At 31.9% G+C, this 16900-nt stretch carries 19 protein-coding genes; 11 read left to right on the top strand and 8 right to left on the bottom strand.

The features are described from left to right. The first annotated feature begins 43 nt into the window (after positions 1 to 43). The 11 genes from ACUXZJ_RS11750 to ACUXZJ_RS11800 are packed head-to-tail and all read left to right on the top strand — an operon-like array spanning position 44 to position 12102. Positions 44 to 2665 carry a TonB-dependent receptor domain-containing protein gene (locus ACUXZJ_RS11750; RefSeq protein WP_060382197.1) on the top strand — a complete coding sequence of 874 codons (2622 nt, stop codon included), beginning with the start codon at positions 44 to 46 and terminating at the stop codon, positions 2663 to 2665. A 13-nt stretch (positions 2666 to 2678) separates the two neighbouring features. Then, positions 2679 to 3476, top strand: coding sequence for a HoxN/HupN/NixA family nickel/cobalt transporter (locus ACUXZJ_RS11755; RefSeq protein WP_060382198.1), 798 nt, complete (start codon positions 2679 to 2681; stop codon positions 3474 to 3476). Between the two features lie 9 nt (positions 3477 to 3485). Then, positions 3486 to 4310, top strand: a complete 825-nt coding sequence (locus ACUXZJ_RS11760) for an SDR family oxidoreductase (RefSeq protein ID WP_060382199.1) — start codon at positions 3486 to 3488, stop codon at positions 4308 to 4310. Between the two features lie 3 nt (positions 4311 to 4313). Next, complete coding sequence (cobA, locus tag ACUXZJ_RS11765; protein WP_060382200.1) at positions 4314 to 5102, top strand: uroporphyrinogen-III C-methyltransferase; 789 nt, start codon at positions 4314 to 4316, stop codon at positions 5100 to 5102. Beyond that, a complete protein-coding gene (locus ACUXZJ_RS11770) occupies positions 5092 to 6030 on the top strand; it encodes a sirohydrochlorin chelatase (RefSeq protein ID WP_060382201.1) in 939 nt (312 codons plus the stop codon). The genes cobA and ACUXZJ_RS11770 overlap by 11 nt, the downstream gene beginning before the upstream one ends. 35 nt (positions 6031 to 6065) lie before the next feature. Beyond that, on the top strand, positions 6066 to 6773 hold the full coding sequence (cobI, locus tag ACUXZJ_RS11775) for a precorrin-2 C(20)-methyltransferase (protein WP_060382202.1): 708 nt from the start codon (positions 6066 to 6068) through the stop codon (positions 6771 to 6773). Next, complete coding sequence (cobJ, locus tag ACUXZJ_RS11780; protein ID WP_060382203.1) at positions 6770 to 8134, top strand: precorrin-3B C(17)-methyltransferase; 1365 nt, start codon at positions 6770 to 6772, stop codon at positions 8132 to 8134. Before cobI ends, cobJ begins: the two co-directional genes overlap by 4 nt. A gap of 1 nt (position 8135) precedes the next feature. Continuing rightward, positions 8136 to 8786, top strand: coding sequence for a 5,6-dimethylbenzimidazole synthase (bluB, locus tag ACUXZJ_RS11785; protein ID WP_060382204.1), 651 nt, complete (start codon positions 8136 to 8138; stop codon positions 8784 to 8786). A gap of 4 nt (positions 8787 to 8790) precedes the next feature. Then, positions 8791 to 10044 (top strand): bifunctional cobalt-precorrin-7 (C(5))-methyltransferase/cobalt-precorrin-6B (C(15))-methyltransferase, encoded by a 1254-nt coding sequence (locus tag ACUXZJ_RS11790; protein WP_060383829.1) that lies wholly within the window; start codon positions 8791 to 8793, stop codon positions 10042 to 10044. Continuing rightward, positions 10037 to 11872 (top strand): precorrin-4 C(11)-methyltransferase, encoded by a 1836-nt coding sequence (gene cobM / locus ACUXZJ_RS11795; RefSeq protein WP_446195074.1) that lies wholly within the window; start codon positions 10037 to 10039, stop codon positions 11870 to 11872. The genes ACUXZJ_RS11790 and cobM overlap by 8 nt, the downstream gene beginning before the upstream one ends. A gap of 56 nt (positions 11873 to 11928) precedes the next feature. After that, entirely contained in the window at positions 11929 to 12102 is a 174-nt protein-coding gene (locus ACUXZJ_RS11800) for a hypothetical protein (RefSeq protein WP_318257262.1), read from the top strand. Positions 12103 to 12142: 40 nt separating this feature from the next. Here ACUXZJ_RS11800 and ACUXZJ_RS11805 read toward each other — a convergent pair whose 3' ends face one another. The 8 genes from ACUXZJ_RS11805 to ACUXZJ_RS11840 all read right to left on the bottom strand — a co-directional run bounded on the left by ACUXZJ_RS11805 (position 12143) and on the right by ACUXZJ_RS11840 (position 16885). Next, positions 12143 to 12970 (bottom strand): DNA adenine methylase, encoded by an 828-nt coding sequence (locus ACUXZJ_RS11805; RefSeq protein WP_446195075.1) that lies wholly within the window; start codon positions 12968 to 12970, stop codon positions 12143 to 12145. Between the two features lie 193 nt (positions 12971 to 13163). Next, positions 13164 to 13328 carry a hypothetical protein gene (locus ACUXZJ_RS11810; protein WP_444647710.1) on the bottom strand — a complete coding sequence of 55 codons (165 nt, stop codon included), beginning with the start codon at positions 13326 to 13328 and terminating at the stop codon, positions 13164 to 13166. Between the two features lie 12 nt (positions 13329 to 13340). Further along, positions 13341 to 14096, bottom strand: a complete 756-nt coding sequence (locus ACUXZJ_RS11815) for a hypothetical protein (RefSeq protein ID WP_444647711.1) — start codon at positions 14094 to 14096, stop codon at positions 13341 to 13343. After that, the gene (locus tag ACUXZJ_RS11820) at positions 14077 to 14469 is read right to left on the bottom strand and encodes a hypothetical protein (protein WP_444647712.1); all 393 of its coding nucleotides are present in this window, start codon (positions 14467 to 14469) and stop codon (positions 14077 to 14079) included. The genes ACUXZJ_RS11815 and ACUXZJ_RS11820 overlap by 20 nt, the downstream gene beginning before the upstream one ends. Then, a complete protein-coding gene (locus tag ACUXZJ_RS11825; protein WP_444647713.1) occupies positions 14466 to 15311 on the bottom strand; it encodes a hypothetical protein in 846 nt (281 codons plus the stop codon). The genes ACUXZJ_RS11820 and ACUXZJ_RS11825 overlap by 4 nt, the downstream gene beginning before the upstream one ends. After that, positions 15308 to 15772: a hypothetical protein gene (locus ACUXZJ_RS11830; protein WP_444647714.1), complete on the bottom strand. Its 465-nt coding sequence runs from the start codon at positions 15770 to 15772 to the stop codon at positions 15308 to 15310. The genes ACUXZJ_RS11825 and ACUXZJ_RS11830 overlap by 4 nt, the downstream gene beginning before the upstream one ends. Continuing rightward, entirely contained in the window at positions 15762 to 16601 is an 840-nt protein-coding gene (locus tag ACUXZJ_RS11835; protein WP_444647715.1) for a nucleotidyltransferase, read from the bottom strand. The genes ACUXZJ_RS11830 and ACUXZJ_RS11835 overlap by 11 nt, the downstream gene beginning before the upstream one ends. Next, positions 16601 to 16885 carry a hypothetical protein gene (locus tag ACUXZJ_RS11840; RefSeq protein WP_089047039.1) on the bottom strand — a complete coding sequence of 95 codons (285 nt, stop codon included), beginning with the start codon at positions 16883 to 16885 and terminating at the stop codon, positions 16601 to 16603. The genes ACUXZJ_RS11835 and ACUXZJ_RS11840 overlap by 1 nt, the downstream gene beginning before the upstream one ends. Positions 16886 to 16900 lie beyond the last annotated feature (15 nt).

Raw genomic sequence — 16900 nt, forward strand, 5'->3', positions numbered from 1 at the left:
TAATAATCAGTTAACGGGATTATTAACGAAAAAAAAATCAAACATGTCAAAGGATCTATCAAAGATTAAAAAAATCATTTATTTATGTAATGGTACTTGTTGTACTGATAATGGAGCAGAAGAAAATATTAAAACGCTTCGAAAAAACCTGACACAATACGAACTAAATGATGAAATTCATACCATTCGAACGAAATGTCAAGGATTTTGTAAAAAAGGCCCCATTGTAAATATCCAACCTGAAAATACTTGGTATAAAGAAGTCAATATTGAAACTTCAAATAATATTGTAACGACTCATATTCTAAAAGATACATTAATAAAAGAGCAGTTACTTTTTTCTTCAAATAGTACAAAAGATGATTTTAAACCTCAAAAAAATAAAAGCAATTTCATAACTAAATTGTTTAATTTAAGTTGTTTTTTACTTTTCCTATTTTTATTTCAAAAAACACAAGGACAAAGTAGTATTAACGGTTTTATTATAGACGTAACAAACCAAACTAAAATAGAAGGAGCCACAATAAGAATAAAAGAATCTGGCGAAAGTACTATATCACAAGAAAATGGAGTATATAAGTTGCAATCCGCTTCAGAAGGAATAAAAACAATTATCGTTTCTCACATAGGTTATAATGTATTTACTACAAAAATAAATTTCAAAAAAGACGAACAAAAATCACTAAATATTTCCTTGTTACACAATGTAATGAACTTGGAAGAATTGGTTATTTCTGCTTCATCAATCAAAAAACAAGAAAATAAAATAGATCAAATCAGTTTACAATTACAACCTATAAAATCAGCACAAGATTTACTTAGAGCCGTTCCAGGGCTATTTATTGCACAACATGCAGGTGGAGGAAAAGCGGAACAAATTTTTGTAAGAGGAATTGATAACGATCACGGAACAGACTTTTCTATTCAAATGGATGGTATACCCGCTAATATGCCTTCTCATGCACATGGACAAGGGTATGCGGATATGCACTTTATGATTCCAGAAACCATTGGTACTGTTAATTTTTTTAAAGGACCTTATGAGGCCTCTCTTGGAGATTTTTCAGTGGCAGGAGCTGCTCAATTTAATTCTAAATACCGTTTAGAAAATAATATAGTAAAACTAGAATCGGGCTTGTTTAATACACAAAGGGTTTTAACGATGCTTCAAATTTTAGATCAAAAACACTTAGTTTCTAAATGGAATGACAACGCTTATTTTGCCTCAGAGTATAATTATACCGATGGTTTTTTTGAAAGTAAATTAAAATTCAAACGTTTTAATTTTTTTGGAAGATACAACGCACAACTTACCCCAAAAACAACACTTATACTATCAGGATCTTATTTTTCAAGTACTTGGAATGCTTCTGGACAATTGCCATTACGAGCTATAGAAAAAGGTACTTTATCTAGATACGGTGCTATAGATGATTCAGAAGGAGGAATAGCATCAAGACTCAATACAAACGTTATTTTAGATACTAAACTAAAGGAAAATCAATCATGGAAAAATCAGTTTTATTATTCCAAAAATATTTTTGATTTGTTTTCAAACTTTACTTTTTTTATGAATGACCCTATCAACGGAGATGAAATATTACAATGGGAAAAAAGGGACTTATTTGGATTAAAAAGTACATATAATAGACTCGATAATATAAGTTCAACAAAATTATCATCAGAAGTTGGATTCGTCACCCGAACGGATATATTAGGATTAGGAAGAGATTATGTTCTACGAAGAGCATTTTTAAGCAAAGCCGCAAATGATGACGTAGCTATTACAAATTATAGTTTATATTTAGATGAAGATTGGCAATTTGCACCTAAATGGTCACTTAAATTGGGTTTTAGAAATGAACTTTTCAATTTTTATTTAAAAAATAAAATAGAGGATAACAATTCGGGCAAAAAGACTGTTTATCGTTTTAACCCTAAAGCACAAATTCATTTTACTCCAACTTCTAATTTTTCAGTATATGCAAAATGGGGTATAGGTTTTCATTCTAACTATGCGCATACAGCCGTTAGTAAAGATCCTACTGCCACGAATCCTGTTCCACAATCAGAAAGTGTTGATTTAGGTTTTATAATGAAATTGTATAAAAAGTCTATTTTTAATTTTACAGCTTGGTGGACAGATAGTGGCTCAGAATTTAAATTTATTTCAGATGATGGAAGTTTTGAAAATTTAGGATCAAGTAGAAAATATGGAATAGATGCCTCTTTAAAAATTCAATTTACAGATTTTTTATGGGCAGATACAAACCTAAATTATGCCTATAGCTTTTTAAGAGAAGCTCCAAAAGAAAAAAATCTAATTCCTTTATATACTAGATGGAACTCAACAGGAGGATTAACCTTAAAACTAGAAAATGGGATCAACGCTAGTTTACGTTACCGTTTTATGGGAGAACGTCCTGCTATTGAAGATGGCTCAGTATATTCTAAACCTTATACTATAGCAGATGTAGTTATTAGATATACCAGACCACGATACGAAATTAGTCTTTCTACCGAAAATATATTTAATACAAAATGGGATGAAGCCCAATTTTATGATCAATCACAATTAAAAAATGAAATAGAGCCAATCATAGATTTTCATAACACCCCTGGAACACCTTTTTTCCTAAAAGGAAGTATTTCTTATTTCTTTTAAATTTTAGCCCATTATGGAACTATTAAATAATAATTTATCTGCATTACTAATCCTATTTATTTTAGGTTTACGACATGGTTTAGATCCAGATCATATTACCGTAATAGACAATTACACCTATCGTTTACACGAAAATAAAAATACATGGTCTAGATGGGTCGGAACCCTATTTACTTTAGGTCATGGTATAATGGTAACATTAATAGCTTTAATTTTAAGTTATTTAAAAAATAATTTTCAAGTTCCTATTTGGGTTGATTGGGTTCTTAATTGGTTGCCCATGTTTTTATTATTAATAATAGGAATAGGAAATATAAATTCTTTAATATATTCTCGAAAAAACAATTCTTTGGGTCTTAAAAAATATTTAATACCTAAATTTTTAGATAAAAAAGTAAGTCCCATTACAGTATTTATAACAGGAATTATTTTTGGATTTATATTTGATACCTCTTCCCAAATAGCTGCTTTTGGCTTAGCTATTTCAGGTACCAATCACTGGTTATTTTCAGTCATAGGAGGAATTGTTTTTTCTATAGGACTTATTTTTACAGGAACAATTGATTCCTATTTATTAAGTAAATTATTAAAAACATTTGATCGTACCAAAATTCAAAAACATCGTTTTAAACTAAATATATTGATTACAATAATGTGCTTTATCATTCCTATTTATAAAATAGCAACTGTTTTTAAACCAAATATGGAATTAAGCGATTTAGAAAATAATTTAATAGGCTTAGGATTTTTAGGAATCATTCTTATTTTATATTTTGATTTGTATCTTCGTTCAAAAAAGCAAATAAAGTAAAAACAAAAAATGCAAAAAATAAGTCTATTAGGTTGCGGTTGGTTAGGATTACCTTTAGCAGAAAACCTTATAAAAAAAGGTTTTTTGGTAAAGGGATCTACTACCACTCTTGAAAAAATTCCTTTATTGAAAGAAAAAGGTATTTTACCTTATTTCGTTTCTATAACTGATACTCACATTGAAGCAAAAGACATAGCAGATTTTTTAGATTCAGATATTCTGATAATTAATTTTCCACCCAAAAGAAGAGCAGATATTATTACATATCATACAAAACAATTTGAAAAATTAATACCTGAAATTCTCAAAAGCAAAATACAAAAAATACTTTTCATTAGTTCTACTTCGGTTTATCCTAATACCAATAAGATAGTAACAGAAAAGGAGACAGGAACACCCGAAAAAGAAAGTGGAAAGGCTTTATTAGCAGTAGAAAAAATGCTTTTAGATCAAATTAAGTTTAAAACCACCATCATCCGTTTTTCAGGATTAATAGGTTATGATCGAATGCCAGGACGTTTTCTGGCTGGTAAAAAAGAGGTTGAAAATGGAGAAGCACCTATAAATGTAATTCATCAAGACGATTGTATTAATATTATTGAAACTATTATAAATAAAGAAATTTGGAACGATGTATTCAATGCTAGTGCAGATCTACATCCTAAACGAAAAGAATATTATGAATTAGCCGCAGAGAAAATAGGATTAGAAAAACCAACATTTGCAATTACCCAAAAAATAGCATATAAAATTATAAATTCAGACAAATTAAAAATTAAATTGGGGTATCAATTTAAATATCCCAATCCGTTGGATCTGTTAAATCAAGAATAGAATATGGATTCAGAATACAAAAAACAAACTACTATAACCATTGTAGGTGCTGGACCAGGAGATCCTGACCTTCTTACTGTCAAAGCAGTTAAAAGAATTCAAAATGCCGATGTTGTTTTATATGATAATTTAATATCACCAGAAATTCTAGATTTAGCTTCTCCCAGTGCACAAAAAATATATGTAGGCAGAAAGTATGGAGATATAGAAGATGCCATGAAACGTCAAGATACAATTCATGAATATTTTCTTCAATATGCAAAAGAAGATAAAAAAATTGTTCGTTTAAAATCAGGCGATTCCTTTATTTACGGAAGAGTAGCAGAAGAAATTCGATTTTTAACCCAAAAAAAAATTCCTTTTGAAATTATCCCCGGAGTTACAGCAGGAATTGCAGCAGCCAACTCTCAACATATTCCACTTACAGAACGAAACAAAACCAATTCCGTATTGTTTTGTACAGGACATACTGCTACATACGACTTTGAACAGTTAGAAGCGTTAGCCAATATGCTCAAAACAGGAACTACACTCATCATGTATATGGGATATAAAAATTTAAAAGAAGTAATTACTACTTTTAAAAGAATTACCCCAAACGAAATTTTATATATTTCCGCCATTTCTAAAGTATCCCAAAAAGAAGAAACCATTTTTACAGGAACTCTAGACGAAATGGAAAAAAAATTAGAAATAAAAACAGTTCCAATGCCTGTAGTTTTTATAGTAGGAAAATACGCTTTTCCTATAGATCATAATCCCATTAAAATAGTAGAAGAAAATGAATGCTAAAAAAGGAATCCTAATTTGTGGACACGGAAGTAGAGACCCAGAAGGAGTTAGTGGATTTAAAGAATTAGTACGTCTTTTGAAATTGCGTTATCCAAATTATGAAGTTGATTATGGTTTTTTAGAATTTGCGCATCCTATTTATGCCGCAGCAGTAGAACGTTTATACACTAACGGAGTCCGCGAAATAATAGCTATTCCTGCTATTCTTTTTGCAGGAAGTCATGCTAAAAATGATATTCCTTATGAAATGAATACACTTCAAAGTCAGTATCCCGATCTAAAAATTAGATTAGGAAAACATTTTGGAATAACCCCTTCAATACTTCAACTTTCTAAAAAATTAATAGAAACAGTTGAAGCTAAACTAACAACTATAGAACGAAAAGAAACCTGTCTATTAGTGGTAGGAAGGGGTACTGCTGATCCTGATGCTAATTCAGATATTGCCAAAATGACCCGAATGCTTTGGGAAGGTATGGGGTTTGGTTTTGCAACAACTACCTATATAGGAGTAACACAACCTTTATTAAAAGATACCTTACCTTTGGTAGATACTTTACCCTTTAAACGCGTTATAGTATTACCTGTTTTTTTATTTACAGGAGTTTTACTAAAAAAAATATATAATCAAATAGAAGAATTTGCAGAAAAATCAAATACTGAATTTTGCTATACAACCTCTTTTGAATGTGACGAATTACTTTTACAAACCATTGATGATCGTATTATAGAAACGGAACAAGGAAATCCTAATATGAACTGCCAGTTATGTAAATATCGTACACAAATCATAGGTTTTGAAAATGAAGTAGGAAAAGAACAAATAGGACATCACTTAGCAGTAAAAGGGATTCTATTTGAAGAAGAAGAAAAAATAGTCACCCAAAAAACAATTCTTACAACCCTAAAAAAAATATTAGGAATTTAATACACAAAATTAAAGATAAATAGAAAAAAGTATTAATGAAGAAAGGAAAAATATATGCTGTTTCATTAGGTCCTGGAGATCCAGAACTAATTACACTAAAAGGCTTAAAAGTACTTCAACATGCAGATAAAATTTATTATCCAGGATCTTTATTAGCTAACGGGAAAAAAACAAGTTTTTCTTTACCTATTTTGAAATACCATCAGTTAGATGAAAATAAATTAGTAGGTATGTTTCTACAAATGTCCGATGATAGAACCCAAGCAGAAATAACTTACGCAACTACTTTTCAGTCTATACTAAATGATTATAACGAGGGACTAACAATTGCCTTTGTAAGTGAAGGAGATAGTTTGTTTTACAGTACCTTTGCTTATCTGTTAGAGCATATTCAAAAACACCAACTGGATGTAGAAATTATTGCAGGTATCCCATCTTTTATATTAGGAGCTGCAGAATATCAAACTCCTTTAGCCATATTAAACGAAAAAGTTGCCATTATCCCTAGAATAAAAAATAATAATGAGCTAGAAAAAATACTAAAAGACTATGAAACAATAGTACTTATCAAAATACGAAGTGTAGTTCATAATTTAATATCTTTTCTAGAAAAAAGTAATCTAACCGTTTTATATGGCGAACGATTAGGAACTACTCAACAATATATTACTTCTAACATAAATGATATTAAAAACAGAGAGATACCTTATTTCTCATTGCTAATTATAAAAAAAAGAAAATGAAATTAAGCGTAGTAGGTATTGGACCTGGTGGTCAAGAGTACGTTTTGCCTTTTGCACAAAATGTTTTGGCTGATGCAGATGTAGTTATTGGTTATCATTATTATTTTCAATTTATAGAACATTTATTAAAAGAAAATTGTGAATGTATAGGAAAAGAATTAACAGAAGAAGAAGCGCGAGCTGAATTAGCTGTTAATGCTTGTCAAAGAGGAAAACATGTAGTTGTAATAAGTTCAGGAGATGCGGGCATTTATGCCATGGCATCCTTGGTTTATCAATATGCCAGTACGCAAACAGATAAAGAAATAGATTTACAAACAATTCCAGGAATTAGCGCATTTATAGCTTCAGCAGGAAAATTAGGAGCACCTCTAGGACATGATTTTTGTTGTATTTCATTGTCTGATTTAATGACCCCTTGGACTACAATAGAAAACAGGATTTATGCTGCCGCCAAGGGCGATTTTGTTACATCACTATACAATCCAAGAAGTAAAAAACGCTTTTGGCAGCTCAATCGTTTTAAAGAAATTTTTCTAGAATATCGTCATCCTTCAACTCCAGTTGCCATAATTCGTCAAGTTACACGCCCTGAAGAAAACATTATTATAACTACTTTAGATACATTTGATACCAACGTAGTTGACATGTTTTCCCTTGTAATGATAGGAAATTCACAAACCTACCAATTCAAAAATTTTTTAATAACACCTAGAGGGTATCTAGCCCGAAAACCTCATACAGGACAAGAAATCCAGGATGAAAGTTTCCGTCAAATCAGAGAACATTTACAAAAAACAAATCTTTCAGAAGAAGATAAATGGGCTGTAATACGTTGTATACACACCACGGCTGATTTTGAATATGAAGATCTTTATATATCTAATAATGACGCTATAAAAAAATGGAATAATTATCTCCAAAAAGGAGGAACTATTATTACCGATGTTACGATGGTACAATCAGGCATTACCAAAGAATATTCAAATAAATACAAAAACCAAGTACTTTGTTATTTAAACGAACCTGAAGCAATAGCACTAGCCCAAAAAGAAAATATAACGCGTAGTCAAGCAGGAATTAGACTAGCATTAAAAAAACATCCTAACGCTTTGTATGTTATTGGTAATGCACCTACAGCACTATTTGAATTGTGTGAACAAATATTAGATGAAAAATGCACTCCAGTAGGCGTAATTGGGGTTCCCGTAGGATTTGTTAATGTAATTGAATCAAAACTAAAATTACAAGCTTTAACAACTATTCCTTATGTTCTTATTAGAGGACGTAAAGGAGGTAGTAATGTAGCAGCAAGTATTGTAAATGCAGCTTTTACAGTTCATACAATAAATAATATTTAAAATGAAAAGCGGGAAACTATTTAGTAAAGAAGAAGCCAACCTATTAGAAGAAATTATTCTAAATAGAAGAGATGTAAGAGGGAACCACTTCCTGAATAAGACAATCGAAAAAGATTTACTAGATAAGTTATTATTCTCCGCATTAAACGCTCCATCTGTAGGTTTTTCTCAACCATGGGAGTTTATAATTATAAAAAATAAAACGGTTAAAGAAAAAATAAAACAAAGCTTTGACGAGGAAAATCATAAGGCCATTGATCATTTTCAAGACAAAAAACAAAAAGAATATATAAAATTAAAATTAGAAGGTATTATAGAAGCCCCTATAAATATAGCTGTATTCTACAAACCTTCTGATAAGCCTGTATTAGGCCAGACCAGTATGTCTAAAATGGGGTTGTATAGTGTAGTGTGTGCCGTTCAAAATATGTGGCTTACAGCTCGGTCATTAAATATAGGAATGGGGTGGGTAAGTATTTTAAATGAAAAAAAAGTAAAAACCATTTTAAACGTTCCTAAAGAAAATAAATTAGTAGCTTATTTATGCTTAGGATATGTAGATAAGTTTTATACTCAACCAGAACTAGAGCTAATCAAATGGGAAAAAAGAAAAGAAAAAGACAGTGTGGTCAGAATAATTGATAATGAATAATAAAATGACTAATAATTTATCCTTTACATTACCACTTAATACTCATAATTGTCAATTGTCAATTATAGATTATTATGTTATTGGAATTCCTAATAATCCTCATTTTATTCTAAGCGATGAAGTAAAAAAAATAATAAAAGAACATCACGTTTTTTCAGGAGGAAAAAGACACTATGAATTAATAAAAGAAAAACTTCCAATTAATCATCAATGGATTGAAATTACGAAAGAAATGCCTCTACTTTTTAATCAATACAAAAAAATAAATAAACCCATAATTGTTTTTGCCTCTGGAGATCCTTTATTTTATGGCTTTGCCAATACTATAAAAAAAAATCATCCAAATGCAACCATAAAAGTATACCCCAGCTTTAATAGTCTACAACTATTATGTCAAAAAAAAACCATTCCATATCAAAATATAGTTAATACCTCAATTCATGGACGTTCATGGAAAGAACTAGATATAGCACTTATTAATCAATCAAGTTTAATAGGCGTTTTAACAGATCATATTAAAACGCCAAGTATAATAGCTCAACGAATGCTTGACTACAATTTTAATAACTATGAAATGATTATAGGAGAAGCATTGGAAGCAGAAAATGAAAAAATAACCACTTTAAGTCTAATAGAAGCAACAAAAAAAACATTTGATGTACTAAATTGTTTGTTACTTATAAAAAAAGAAGAAAAACAAAAAAAATTTGGAATTAGAGATATTGAATTTATAGGTTTAGAAAATCGTCCCAACATGATTACCAAAATGCCTATACGATTAATTAGTCTTTCTCAATTAGATTTACACAATAAAAAAACATTTTGGGATATAGGATTTTGTACAGGATCCGTATCTATTGAAACAAAAAAACAATTTCCACATTTAAACAGTATTGCCTTTGAAAAACGAGAAGAATGCAGTACCATCTTTGATATCAATACAAAAAAACATTCCACACCAGGAATCACTAAAATAATAGGTGATTTTTTTGAAATAGATTTAAGTACACTTCCTGTTCCAGATAGCGTTTTCATTGGTGGTCATGGAAACAAATTAAAAGAACTTATTCTATTAATAGATCAATACCTTTTATTAAACGGAAGAATTGTAATAAATGCCGTAAAAAAAGAAAGTAAAGAATGCTTTATAAAGAGTGTTAAAAACTTAAATTACGATTTATTAGAACCAATAGAAATAACGATAGATACACATAATCCAATTACCATATTAACAGCAGAAAAAAAAAGAAATGAATAAAACAGCAATTATAGCAAGTACTGATAAAGGTATTGAACTTGGATTAACCATTCAAAAAGAGTTTCAAAAATCAATTTTAGTATCTACTAGAAAGAATAACGATATAACCCAAATAGACTCAATTCATACTTTTTTAGAAAATAATTTTTTAAAATTTGATTCCTTTATTTTTATTGGAGCATTAGGAATTTGTGTAAGAAGTATAGCACCCTATATTCAAGATAAAATAAAAGATCCTGCTATTATTAATATAGACGATACAGGAAAATTTGTACAATCAGTATTATCAGGACATTTAGGTGGTGCAAATACATTAACGCATAATCTTTCTAAAGTAATAGGAGCACAAGCCATAATTACAACATCAAGTGATGCGCAAAATATTTGGGCTCTAGATACTTTACCAAAAGAATACAATTGGAAAAGTAAAAGTACTATAGAAATGAATAAAATCATTTCTATATTTGTTAATAATAAACCTACCGCATTATTATTAGACATAAAAGATAAAGGCAGTGCTTTTTTAGAAAAAAACAAACCTCATTTTGTATCTATTTATTATCATTACGATGCCATTGACTTTTCTAAATACGAACTTCTAATAGCTGTAACTTATACAGTGTATGAAGCGCCAATTCCAGCATTATATTATTATGCTCCCGTTATTACTATGGGAATGGGATGTTCTAGAGGAATTGAATTTCATTTATTAGAAAAATCCGTTAAAAATCAATTACAAGAACAAAATATAGCTGTAGAATCTATAAAATCATTAGGCTCTTTAGATGTAAAACACGATGAAACAGCCTTTATAGATTTAGCAAATACCTTAGAAATTCCATTTATTACTTTTACTACAGATGAATTGAATTCAAAAATATCGCTAAATCCTTCAGAAATAGTTATGAGCAAATTGGGTGTTTATAGTGTTGCAGAGTCATCTGCAATGCTATTAGCACAGAACAATGAATTAATTTTAGAAAAGAAAAAAATACACCTAGTCTCAGGTAAAAAACACACCATTGCTCTAGCATTAGATAAAAGAGCACAACGAAAAGCAGAAATTATAATTGTAGGAGCAGGTCCAGGAGCAGCTGATTTAATTTCTGTAAAAGGAAAAGAACTATTAGAAGAAGCTGATTTAATTTTATACGCAGGAAGTCTTATTCCTATAGAACTAACACATTATGCAAAACCTAATGCTATTGTACGCAATTCAGCTAGTATGACTTTAGAAGAACAAATAGAAATTATGAGTACACACTATGTTAAAGGTCATTTAATTATTCGTTTACAATCAGGTGATCCTTCTATATATGGTGCTATTCAAGAGCAAATGACCATTTTTGATGAAAAAGGGTTTGATTACTCCATTGTTCCAGGTATTTCTTCTTTTCAAGCCGCCGCCGCCTATCTAAAATCAGAATTTACCATTCCTGAGGTAGTACAAAGTATTATTTTAACTAGAGGAGAAGGTAAAACCCCTCTACCTAAAAATGAAAAACTAAATGAAATGGCAAAACATCAAGCCACCATGTGTATTTTTTTAAGTGCTACCATTGCCAAATCCGTTCAAGAACAATTATTAGAACACTATCCAAAAGATACACCAGTAGCCGTATTGTATAGAGTTACGTGGCAAGATGAAAAAGTATTTATAGGAAAACTTACGGAATTAGCCCAAATAATTAGGGATAACAAATTAACCCTAACAACTTTAGTAATTGTTGGAGCAGCCATTGGAGCAAGAAAAAATCGTTCTTATTTATACAATCTCGAATGGAAACATATTTTTAGAACAGGAAAAGAAGTAAAAATCAAAGGTTAATCTATAATCGAAAAATTAAAATGTACCAAAATTGAAATTAAAACATACACGGAAATATGTTAGCGATTACAAAAATACAAAAGGCATTGCTTATCACGCAATGCCTTTTTAAATTGACTAGAGAAATAGGTTCAATAATTAATGTAAACGAAGAAGATGAAGTTTATACATTGCTATTTAACGACGGAGTCATTGGTTTTTATTCTTTCAACGCCGTAATTTTATTATAATATTAAAGCCCTCTTAAAGTAGTTTTAAAAGGGCTTTAATTTAACGAGCAAGCTTGTACAGCATTGTATCCGTATAACTCGCATTGTGATTGACGTTTGTATTCATAGTTTCCATTTTCGAACCGTGAAACGGATTCGCAAGATTAGACCTTGTTTCAATCCACTCACAAAGCTCAACGATTTGACTTTTATTCGAAGTGAAAAAAAAGTAATTTGAGCCTTCCAATACATTTAAAACGTCTAAATAATCCCTAAGTTTCCAATAACCCTTGTACGTACTGGCATCAGTTGAAAGATACGGAGGGTCGACCAAAAAAACAACGTTTTTGCAATCTTTATACTTTTGGAATAATTCTTTATAATCCATTTGAACTACTTCTATCCCGTCTAAATAACCGTCTGCGGTGTAGTTCGACTGCCTCACACAATTGTACAGCGTAGATTTTTCAATTTCATTGTAACAAGTGGCGTAATTCATTGAGAATAAAATTGAGCTTGAAAGCGTAATATAGTCAACATAGCCTTTGGTTTCCTCGGACTTGACACGTTCTAAAACTTGTTCACGTGCCTCTCCTTTAATAATTTTATCTTTTGGGTGATTTACCAAGATTAGCCTAATATCGTTAATCAAAGCGTTGGTTTTGTCGATGTTTGCCAGTCGTTCACTATACCCGTCAAAGTCGTTATAAACTACCGTATCGTTTGGATAGTACGCCTTTATGGTATGACTTAACAACCCCGAACCACCAAACATATCTACATAAATGGCATCGGCTGGAAATTCGTTTAAAGCGGGTTTAAATTGTTTTAAAAACTTTCGTTTTTGCCCCATAAATGGTAAAGGAGCAGATGAAAATACTTTCTTCATTTTTTTTTGATTGATGATTGATTTTTATTTTTTGATGATTACCTTTGCACCTCTCACGATAATTTAAAATAGTAAAGCCAGCATTAAGAAGACCTTTAGTCCTCCAACGCTGGCTTTGTTGCTAAATTAAATTACCGTGAGAAAGTTTTTAATTTGTTGGAGGACTTTTTCATTTCCTTCCTCCTAAGAAATTTTACTTTACTGCATCTTGCGAAAATATTAATCCAATTCCCGCTAATACTGCCGTTAAAGCTTCAATTAATTTTGTTTTGTCATTCACGAATAGCAAAACTCCTGACACAATGGAAACGACGCCAGCGGACGTGGTTTTCCAATTTTTAAAAATTGTTTTTATCATATAAATTATTTTTTAGGGACAATATCCTAATCGAACAATACCCATTTTAAATAGCCCTGAAGGGCTTGAACCCGTTTTATTGTACGGAAAAACGGTAAAACCACTTAGTTCTGAAACGTTTGTAGTTAGCTCGCTTTCAAAAAGAACTTCGCTTGTTTTTTTATCTGAAATTTTTACGCTATACCCCTGTGCGCTTCGTGTTATTTGTACGTTGTATATGACATCCTTAGCAAATAAAATACCTGTGTCGATTCTTGTAATATCAGTATTTCGTTTGCTAGCTATTTGAATTATTCCATTTAAACAAAAATCAAGCCCTGTAAAGTCTGTTTCTACGCCTGTTTGTCCAATAGCAACACGCCAGCATGTGGTATTGAAAAATTCAGGCAAATAATTAATTGAAGTATCATAAACAAGGTCAACGGATAAACTTTCTCCCTCAAACAAATTAACACCTGATTCAAAAGCATTGATATTTAAACCAGTACCATAGGGAGAGTCGCTCATTAACTGAAAGTAATTAGCTCCAAAATTGGCTGAATTAACAGGGTAAGAACCACCAGAGCTTACATTTGTAAAAAAAAGATTAGAAGGATATGAGGTTAACGGGATATGGTAAAACCATTGCTTAGGGCTCGAAACACTCAGATCCTGCTTGTTAATTTCTCTCACAACATTATCAGTTCCTAATACTAAAAGACTATCAGTAAGTCTTCCTTTTGCCACTTTATTAAGCTGAAGTGGCTTATTAATAATTTGTCTGCTCATAAGTTTTATGATTTAGTTTTTCAAAATTTTCAATAATCCCGTAACTCATTAAAAGTTGCGGGTCACCTTCTAAATAGTTAGCATTAATAAATTGTCCTTCAACAAATCCAACCACAAAATCCCCGCTTTCTAAAACGTTATTATTAGCATTTGGTGCTACTTTAAAAATCTGCAATTGCCCGACAGGTACAATTCGCGGGTTTTGCTGACTGAGTTGATTAATGGTTTGGTAAACTTGTTCAATACCATCTATTTGATTGATTGGGATTTTTTCAGACTTGTGCCAGTAGCTTTCCATCCACGCCCAAAACTGCTCCTGTGTGGGTTTTGAGCCTGTTTTAAACCAATTTTTTATAGTTTCTATTGCTGTCATACTACGCCTTTATATTGAATAAAATGGACTACTCGGTAAGGAGACATATTGTTATGAGGTTTATCGCCTCCACCTGAATTAATATACATGGTATGACTGCTACCTGGTGCCGGTGACCAAGTGTGTTCTGTACCGCCTGCTGGCGTGTCGTAAGCTGTGTCGTATTTCAACTTATAATTCGGGAGTTCGTCTTGAATTAGTTTATGTTCTCTAACTCCACCGCCATAACCAAGCGTTTGAAGGTTGTAATTTTTTAAATCACCATTAACATTGTTATCATATGAAGGGTCTAACCCAATTGGCATTCTACCACGCAACGGCTGATATTCTACCCAACCAACAGGAATTTCGTTGGCGGGTCTGTCCCAAATTGCAATCATCCCAATAGGCACGTTTGCCGTTGGTCGAGCTTCTAGTTGTTTCACTCGCTGGATTAGCTTTTCCAGCTCGGTTTGTTCAGCTTTCTCTTTTGTAAGCTGAATGGTCGATTTTGGGCGTTTGAAATCAGTCCAGTTGTAAGTGCTTGCCCCTATACCAAAAGTGGCGTAACGAATAAACAAAACGTCCTTTTCTTCGCCGTTTTCAAACTCTTTTTTTATGCGGTTTTCAACGATAATAACCGTAGATGAGACATTGCCACCTCTAAACTCCAAAACTTCTCCATTAATGAAAACCACCCCATTTGAAACAAAGCCGTTAGTTTCTTCGCATCCTGAAATTATAGCAAAGTTTCCCGCTATATTGCCTAAGCTATTGAAAATACTGAAGCTTTCTTGCATATCCGCTAAAACTTCCGTTTCTAAAGGAAAGCCTCCTGACTGATTGAAATTTTGCTTATTCATATTTTTTCAATGCGGTAACGTTTGCCCGCAAGTTTGTAATAATTGATTAAAAATTTTAGTTTGTGAATGCTTTTATCCACTATTGCAGTTGGTACATATACCACAAAATCGACCCCTGTATTTTCAAACTCTGATCTGCTGTTTATAAAATCTTTACCTAAGTAAATAGGTTTGCTTTCAGCTTTCGTATATATGTAGTTTCTTTTGAAACTTGTCCCGTCATCTATACGGATGCGCCTTTGCTGGTTGTCTAATTCGTCATTCAACACCTTCCTAAGCTTGCATCTTTGCCCGTTATGGTTTAGTTTATACCAATCCTGAAGCCTTTTTTGCTTCCAATTGTAATACACGTCGTCAATCGGTTTAATTAGGCAATGCAAAAAGGCAATCGTTTTGCGGTTTCGTAATGCTATAGGCAAAAGCAAAACCGTTAATTTTCTAAAATCGACCTCAAACCACATAACTAAACACGCTTTGATTATCTATTTCAAAATACCCCGCCATCGGGATAACCTTAACATTTATAGCTGAAAACGGCTTATAAACATTGGTGGTCAAATCCATATAACTACTTTGAATTGTGGTTATGTTTACATTTACAACCCCTTCAACCTTTCTAAGTGTTGCAATCAAATCATTAACAACCAATTCCCCATCAAAGGGTAAGTTTTTAAGGTAATTGCCCAACGCCTTTTGAACGGATTTTGCACCAGTACGAATGTTTGTTCCGTTGCCATCAATAAGAAGCGGGTCGATATATACATCCATTTTTAGCAGTAATTTATCAGCTGGATTGTTGATGATTAGCAATTTCACCCCGGCATAGCTCACCTCCTTCATGTATGCCGTGAAACTTGTAATTTCATCGTTAGTAAGCTTGCGTAAATTATCGCCTTGCTCACCAGCTACTTTCAAAATTACTTTGCTACTTTCTAAGCCTTCTTTCACAGAACAATACTTAACGATTTTAGAAGCTTCAATATCTTCTGGTGTTGCCCCTGAATTATCAAACTGATCGTCGTCTTTCAATAATTTAAAGCCGAATTGAAAGGCTAAAGCCATATTGCGGTACCAGCGAGCGGTGCCAGGTTTGTACTCGTAAATGGTGGTGTCGATTTGGGTTTTGTGTATGCGAAATAATTGGTCCATTGTCCAAATAGCAACCGCCACTATGTAGGCAAAAAGTCTATAAACAGCTACTTTACTTTTGCTATTTAACTCCTGCAAGTCGGGATGGTTGGCAATATTTGCTAGTATTGTGCCGTGTATTTCTTCAATTGTGCGTGCCATTATCTTACTGTAAAATCGTTTTCAATTATCATATAGCCGATGCCTTGGGGTTGTAATCCTTCGATTTGGGTTTGTGTGAGTGCGGTGGCGGGTAAATTTTCTAATCCTAAAAGTTTTATCTTATCAATTTTCAAATTTGCCACTTGAATTACTTTACCTGCAGGTACTTCATCGGTGAAAACACTATTATTAATCATTGCTAATGCCATTGCATTGTCGGCAGTTCCGTAAAGTTGTACGGATAAATCAAACCAACTTTGATTGCTATGTACTTGTATTTCCATATTGCCCTTTTAATT

This window comes from Flavobacterium sp. TN-1 (assembly GCF_052828645.1).

Excerpts from the sequence above, each read along its gene's own strand:
- ACUXZJ_RS11750 (WP_060382197.1), top strand. The coding sequence starts at position 44 with ATGTCAAAGGATCTATCAAAGATTAAAAAAATCATTTATTTATGTAAT.
- ACUXZJ_RS11755 (WP_060382198.1), top strand. The coding sequence starts at position 2,679 with ATGGAACTATTAAATAATAATTTATCTGCATTACTAATCCTATTTATT.
- ACUXZJ_RS11760 (WP_060382199.1), top strand. The coding sequence starts at position 3,486 with ATGCAAAAAATAAGTCTATTAGGTTGCGGTTGGTTAGGATTACCTTTA.
- cobA (WP_060382200.1), top strand. The coding sequence starts at position 4,314 with ATGGATTCAGAATACAAAAAACAAACTACTATAACCATTGTAGGTGCT.
- ACUXZJ_RS11770 (WP_060382201.1), top strand. The coding sequence starts at position 5,092 with ATGAATGCTAAAAAAGGAATCCTAATTTGTGGACACGGAAGTAGAGAC.
- cobI (WP_060382202.1), top strand. The coding sequence starts at position 6,066 with ATGAAGAAAGGAAAAATATATGCTGTTTCATTAGGTCCTGGAGATCCA.
- cobJ (WP_060382203.1), top strand. The coding sequence starts at position 6,770 with ATGAAATTAAGCGTAGTAGGTATTGGACCTGGTGGTCAAGAGTACGTT.
- bluB (WP_060382204.1), top strand. The coding sequence starts at position 8,136 with ATGAAAAGCGGGAAACTATTTAGTAAAGAAGAAGCCAACCTATTAGAA.
- ACUXZJ_RS11790 (WP_060383829.1), top strand. The coding sequence starts at position 8,791 with ATGACTAATAATTTATCCTTTACATTACCACTTAATACTCATAATTGT.
- cobM (WP_446195074.1), top strand. The coding sequence starts at position 10,037 with ATGAATAAAACAGCAATTATAGCAAGTACTGATAAAGGTATTGAACTT.
- ACUXZJ_RS11800 (WP_318257262.1), top strand. The coding sequence starts at position 11,929 with ATGTTAGCGATTACAAAAATACAAAAGGCATTGCTTATCACGCAATGC.
- ACUXZJ_RS11805 (WP_446195075.1), bottom strand. The coding sequence starts at position 12,970 with ATGAAGAAAGTATTTTCATCTGCTCCTTTACCATTTATGGGGCAAAAA.
- ACUXZJ_RS11810 (WP_444647710.1), bottom strand. The coding sequence starts at position 13,328 with ATGATAAAAACAATTTTTAAAAATTGGAAAACCACGTCCGCTGGCGTC.
- ACUXZJ_RS11815 (WP_444647711.1), bottom strand. The coding sequence starts at position 14,096 with ATGAGCAGACAAATTATTAATAAGCCACTTCAGCTTAATAAAGTGGCA.
- ACUXZJ_RS11820 (WP_444647712.1), bottom strand. The coding sequence starts at position 14,469 with ATGACAGCAATAGAAACTATAAAAAATTGGTTTAAAACAGGCTCAAAA.
- ACUXZJ_RS11825 (WP_444647713.1), bottom strand. The coding sequence starts at position 15,311 with ATGAATAAGCAAAATTTCAATCAGTCAGGAGGCTTTCCTTTAGAAACG.
- ACUXZJ_RS11830 (WP_444647714.1), bottom strand. The coding sequence starts at position 15,772 with ATGTGGTTTGAGGTCGATTTTAGAAAATTAACGGTTTTGCTTTTGCCT.
- ACUXZJ_RS11835 (WP_444647715.1), bottom strand. The coding sequence starts at position 16,601 with ATGGCACGCACAATTGAAGAAATACACGGCACAATACTAGCAAATATT.
- ACUXZJ_RS11840 (WP_089047039.1), bottom strand. The coding sequence starts at position 16,885 with ATGGAAATACAAGTACATAGCAATCAAAGTTGGTTTGATTTATCCGTA.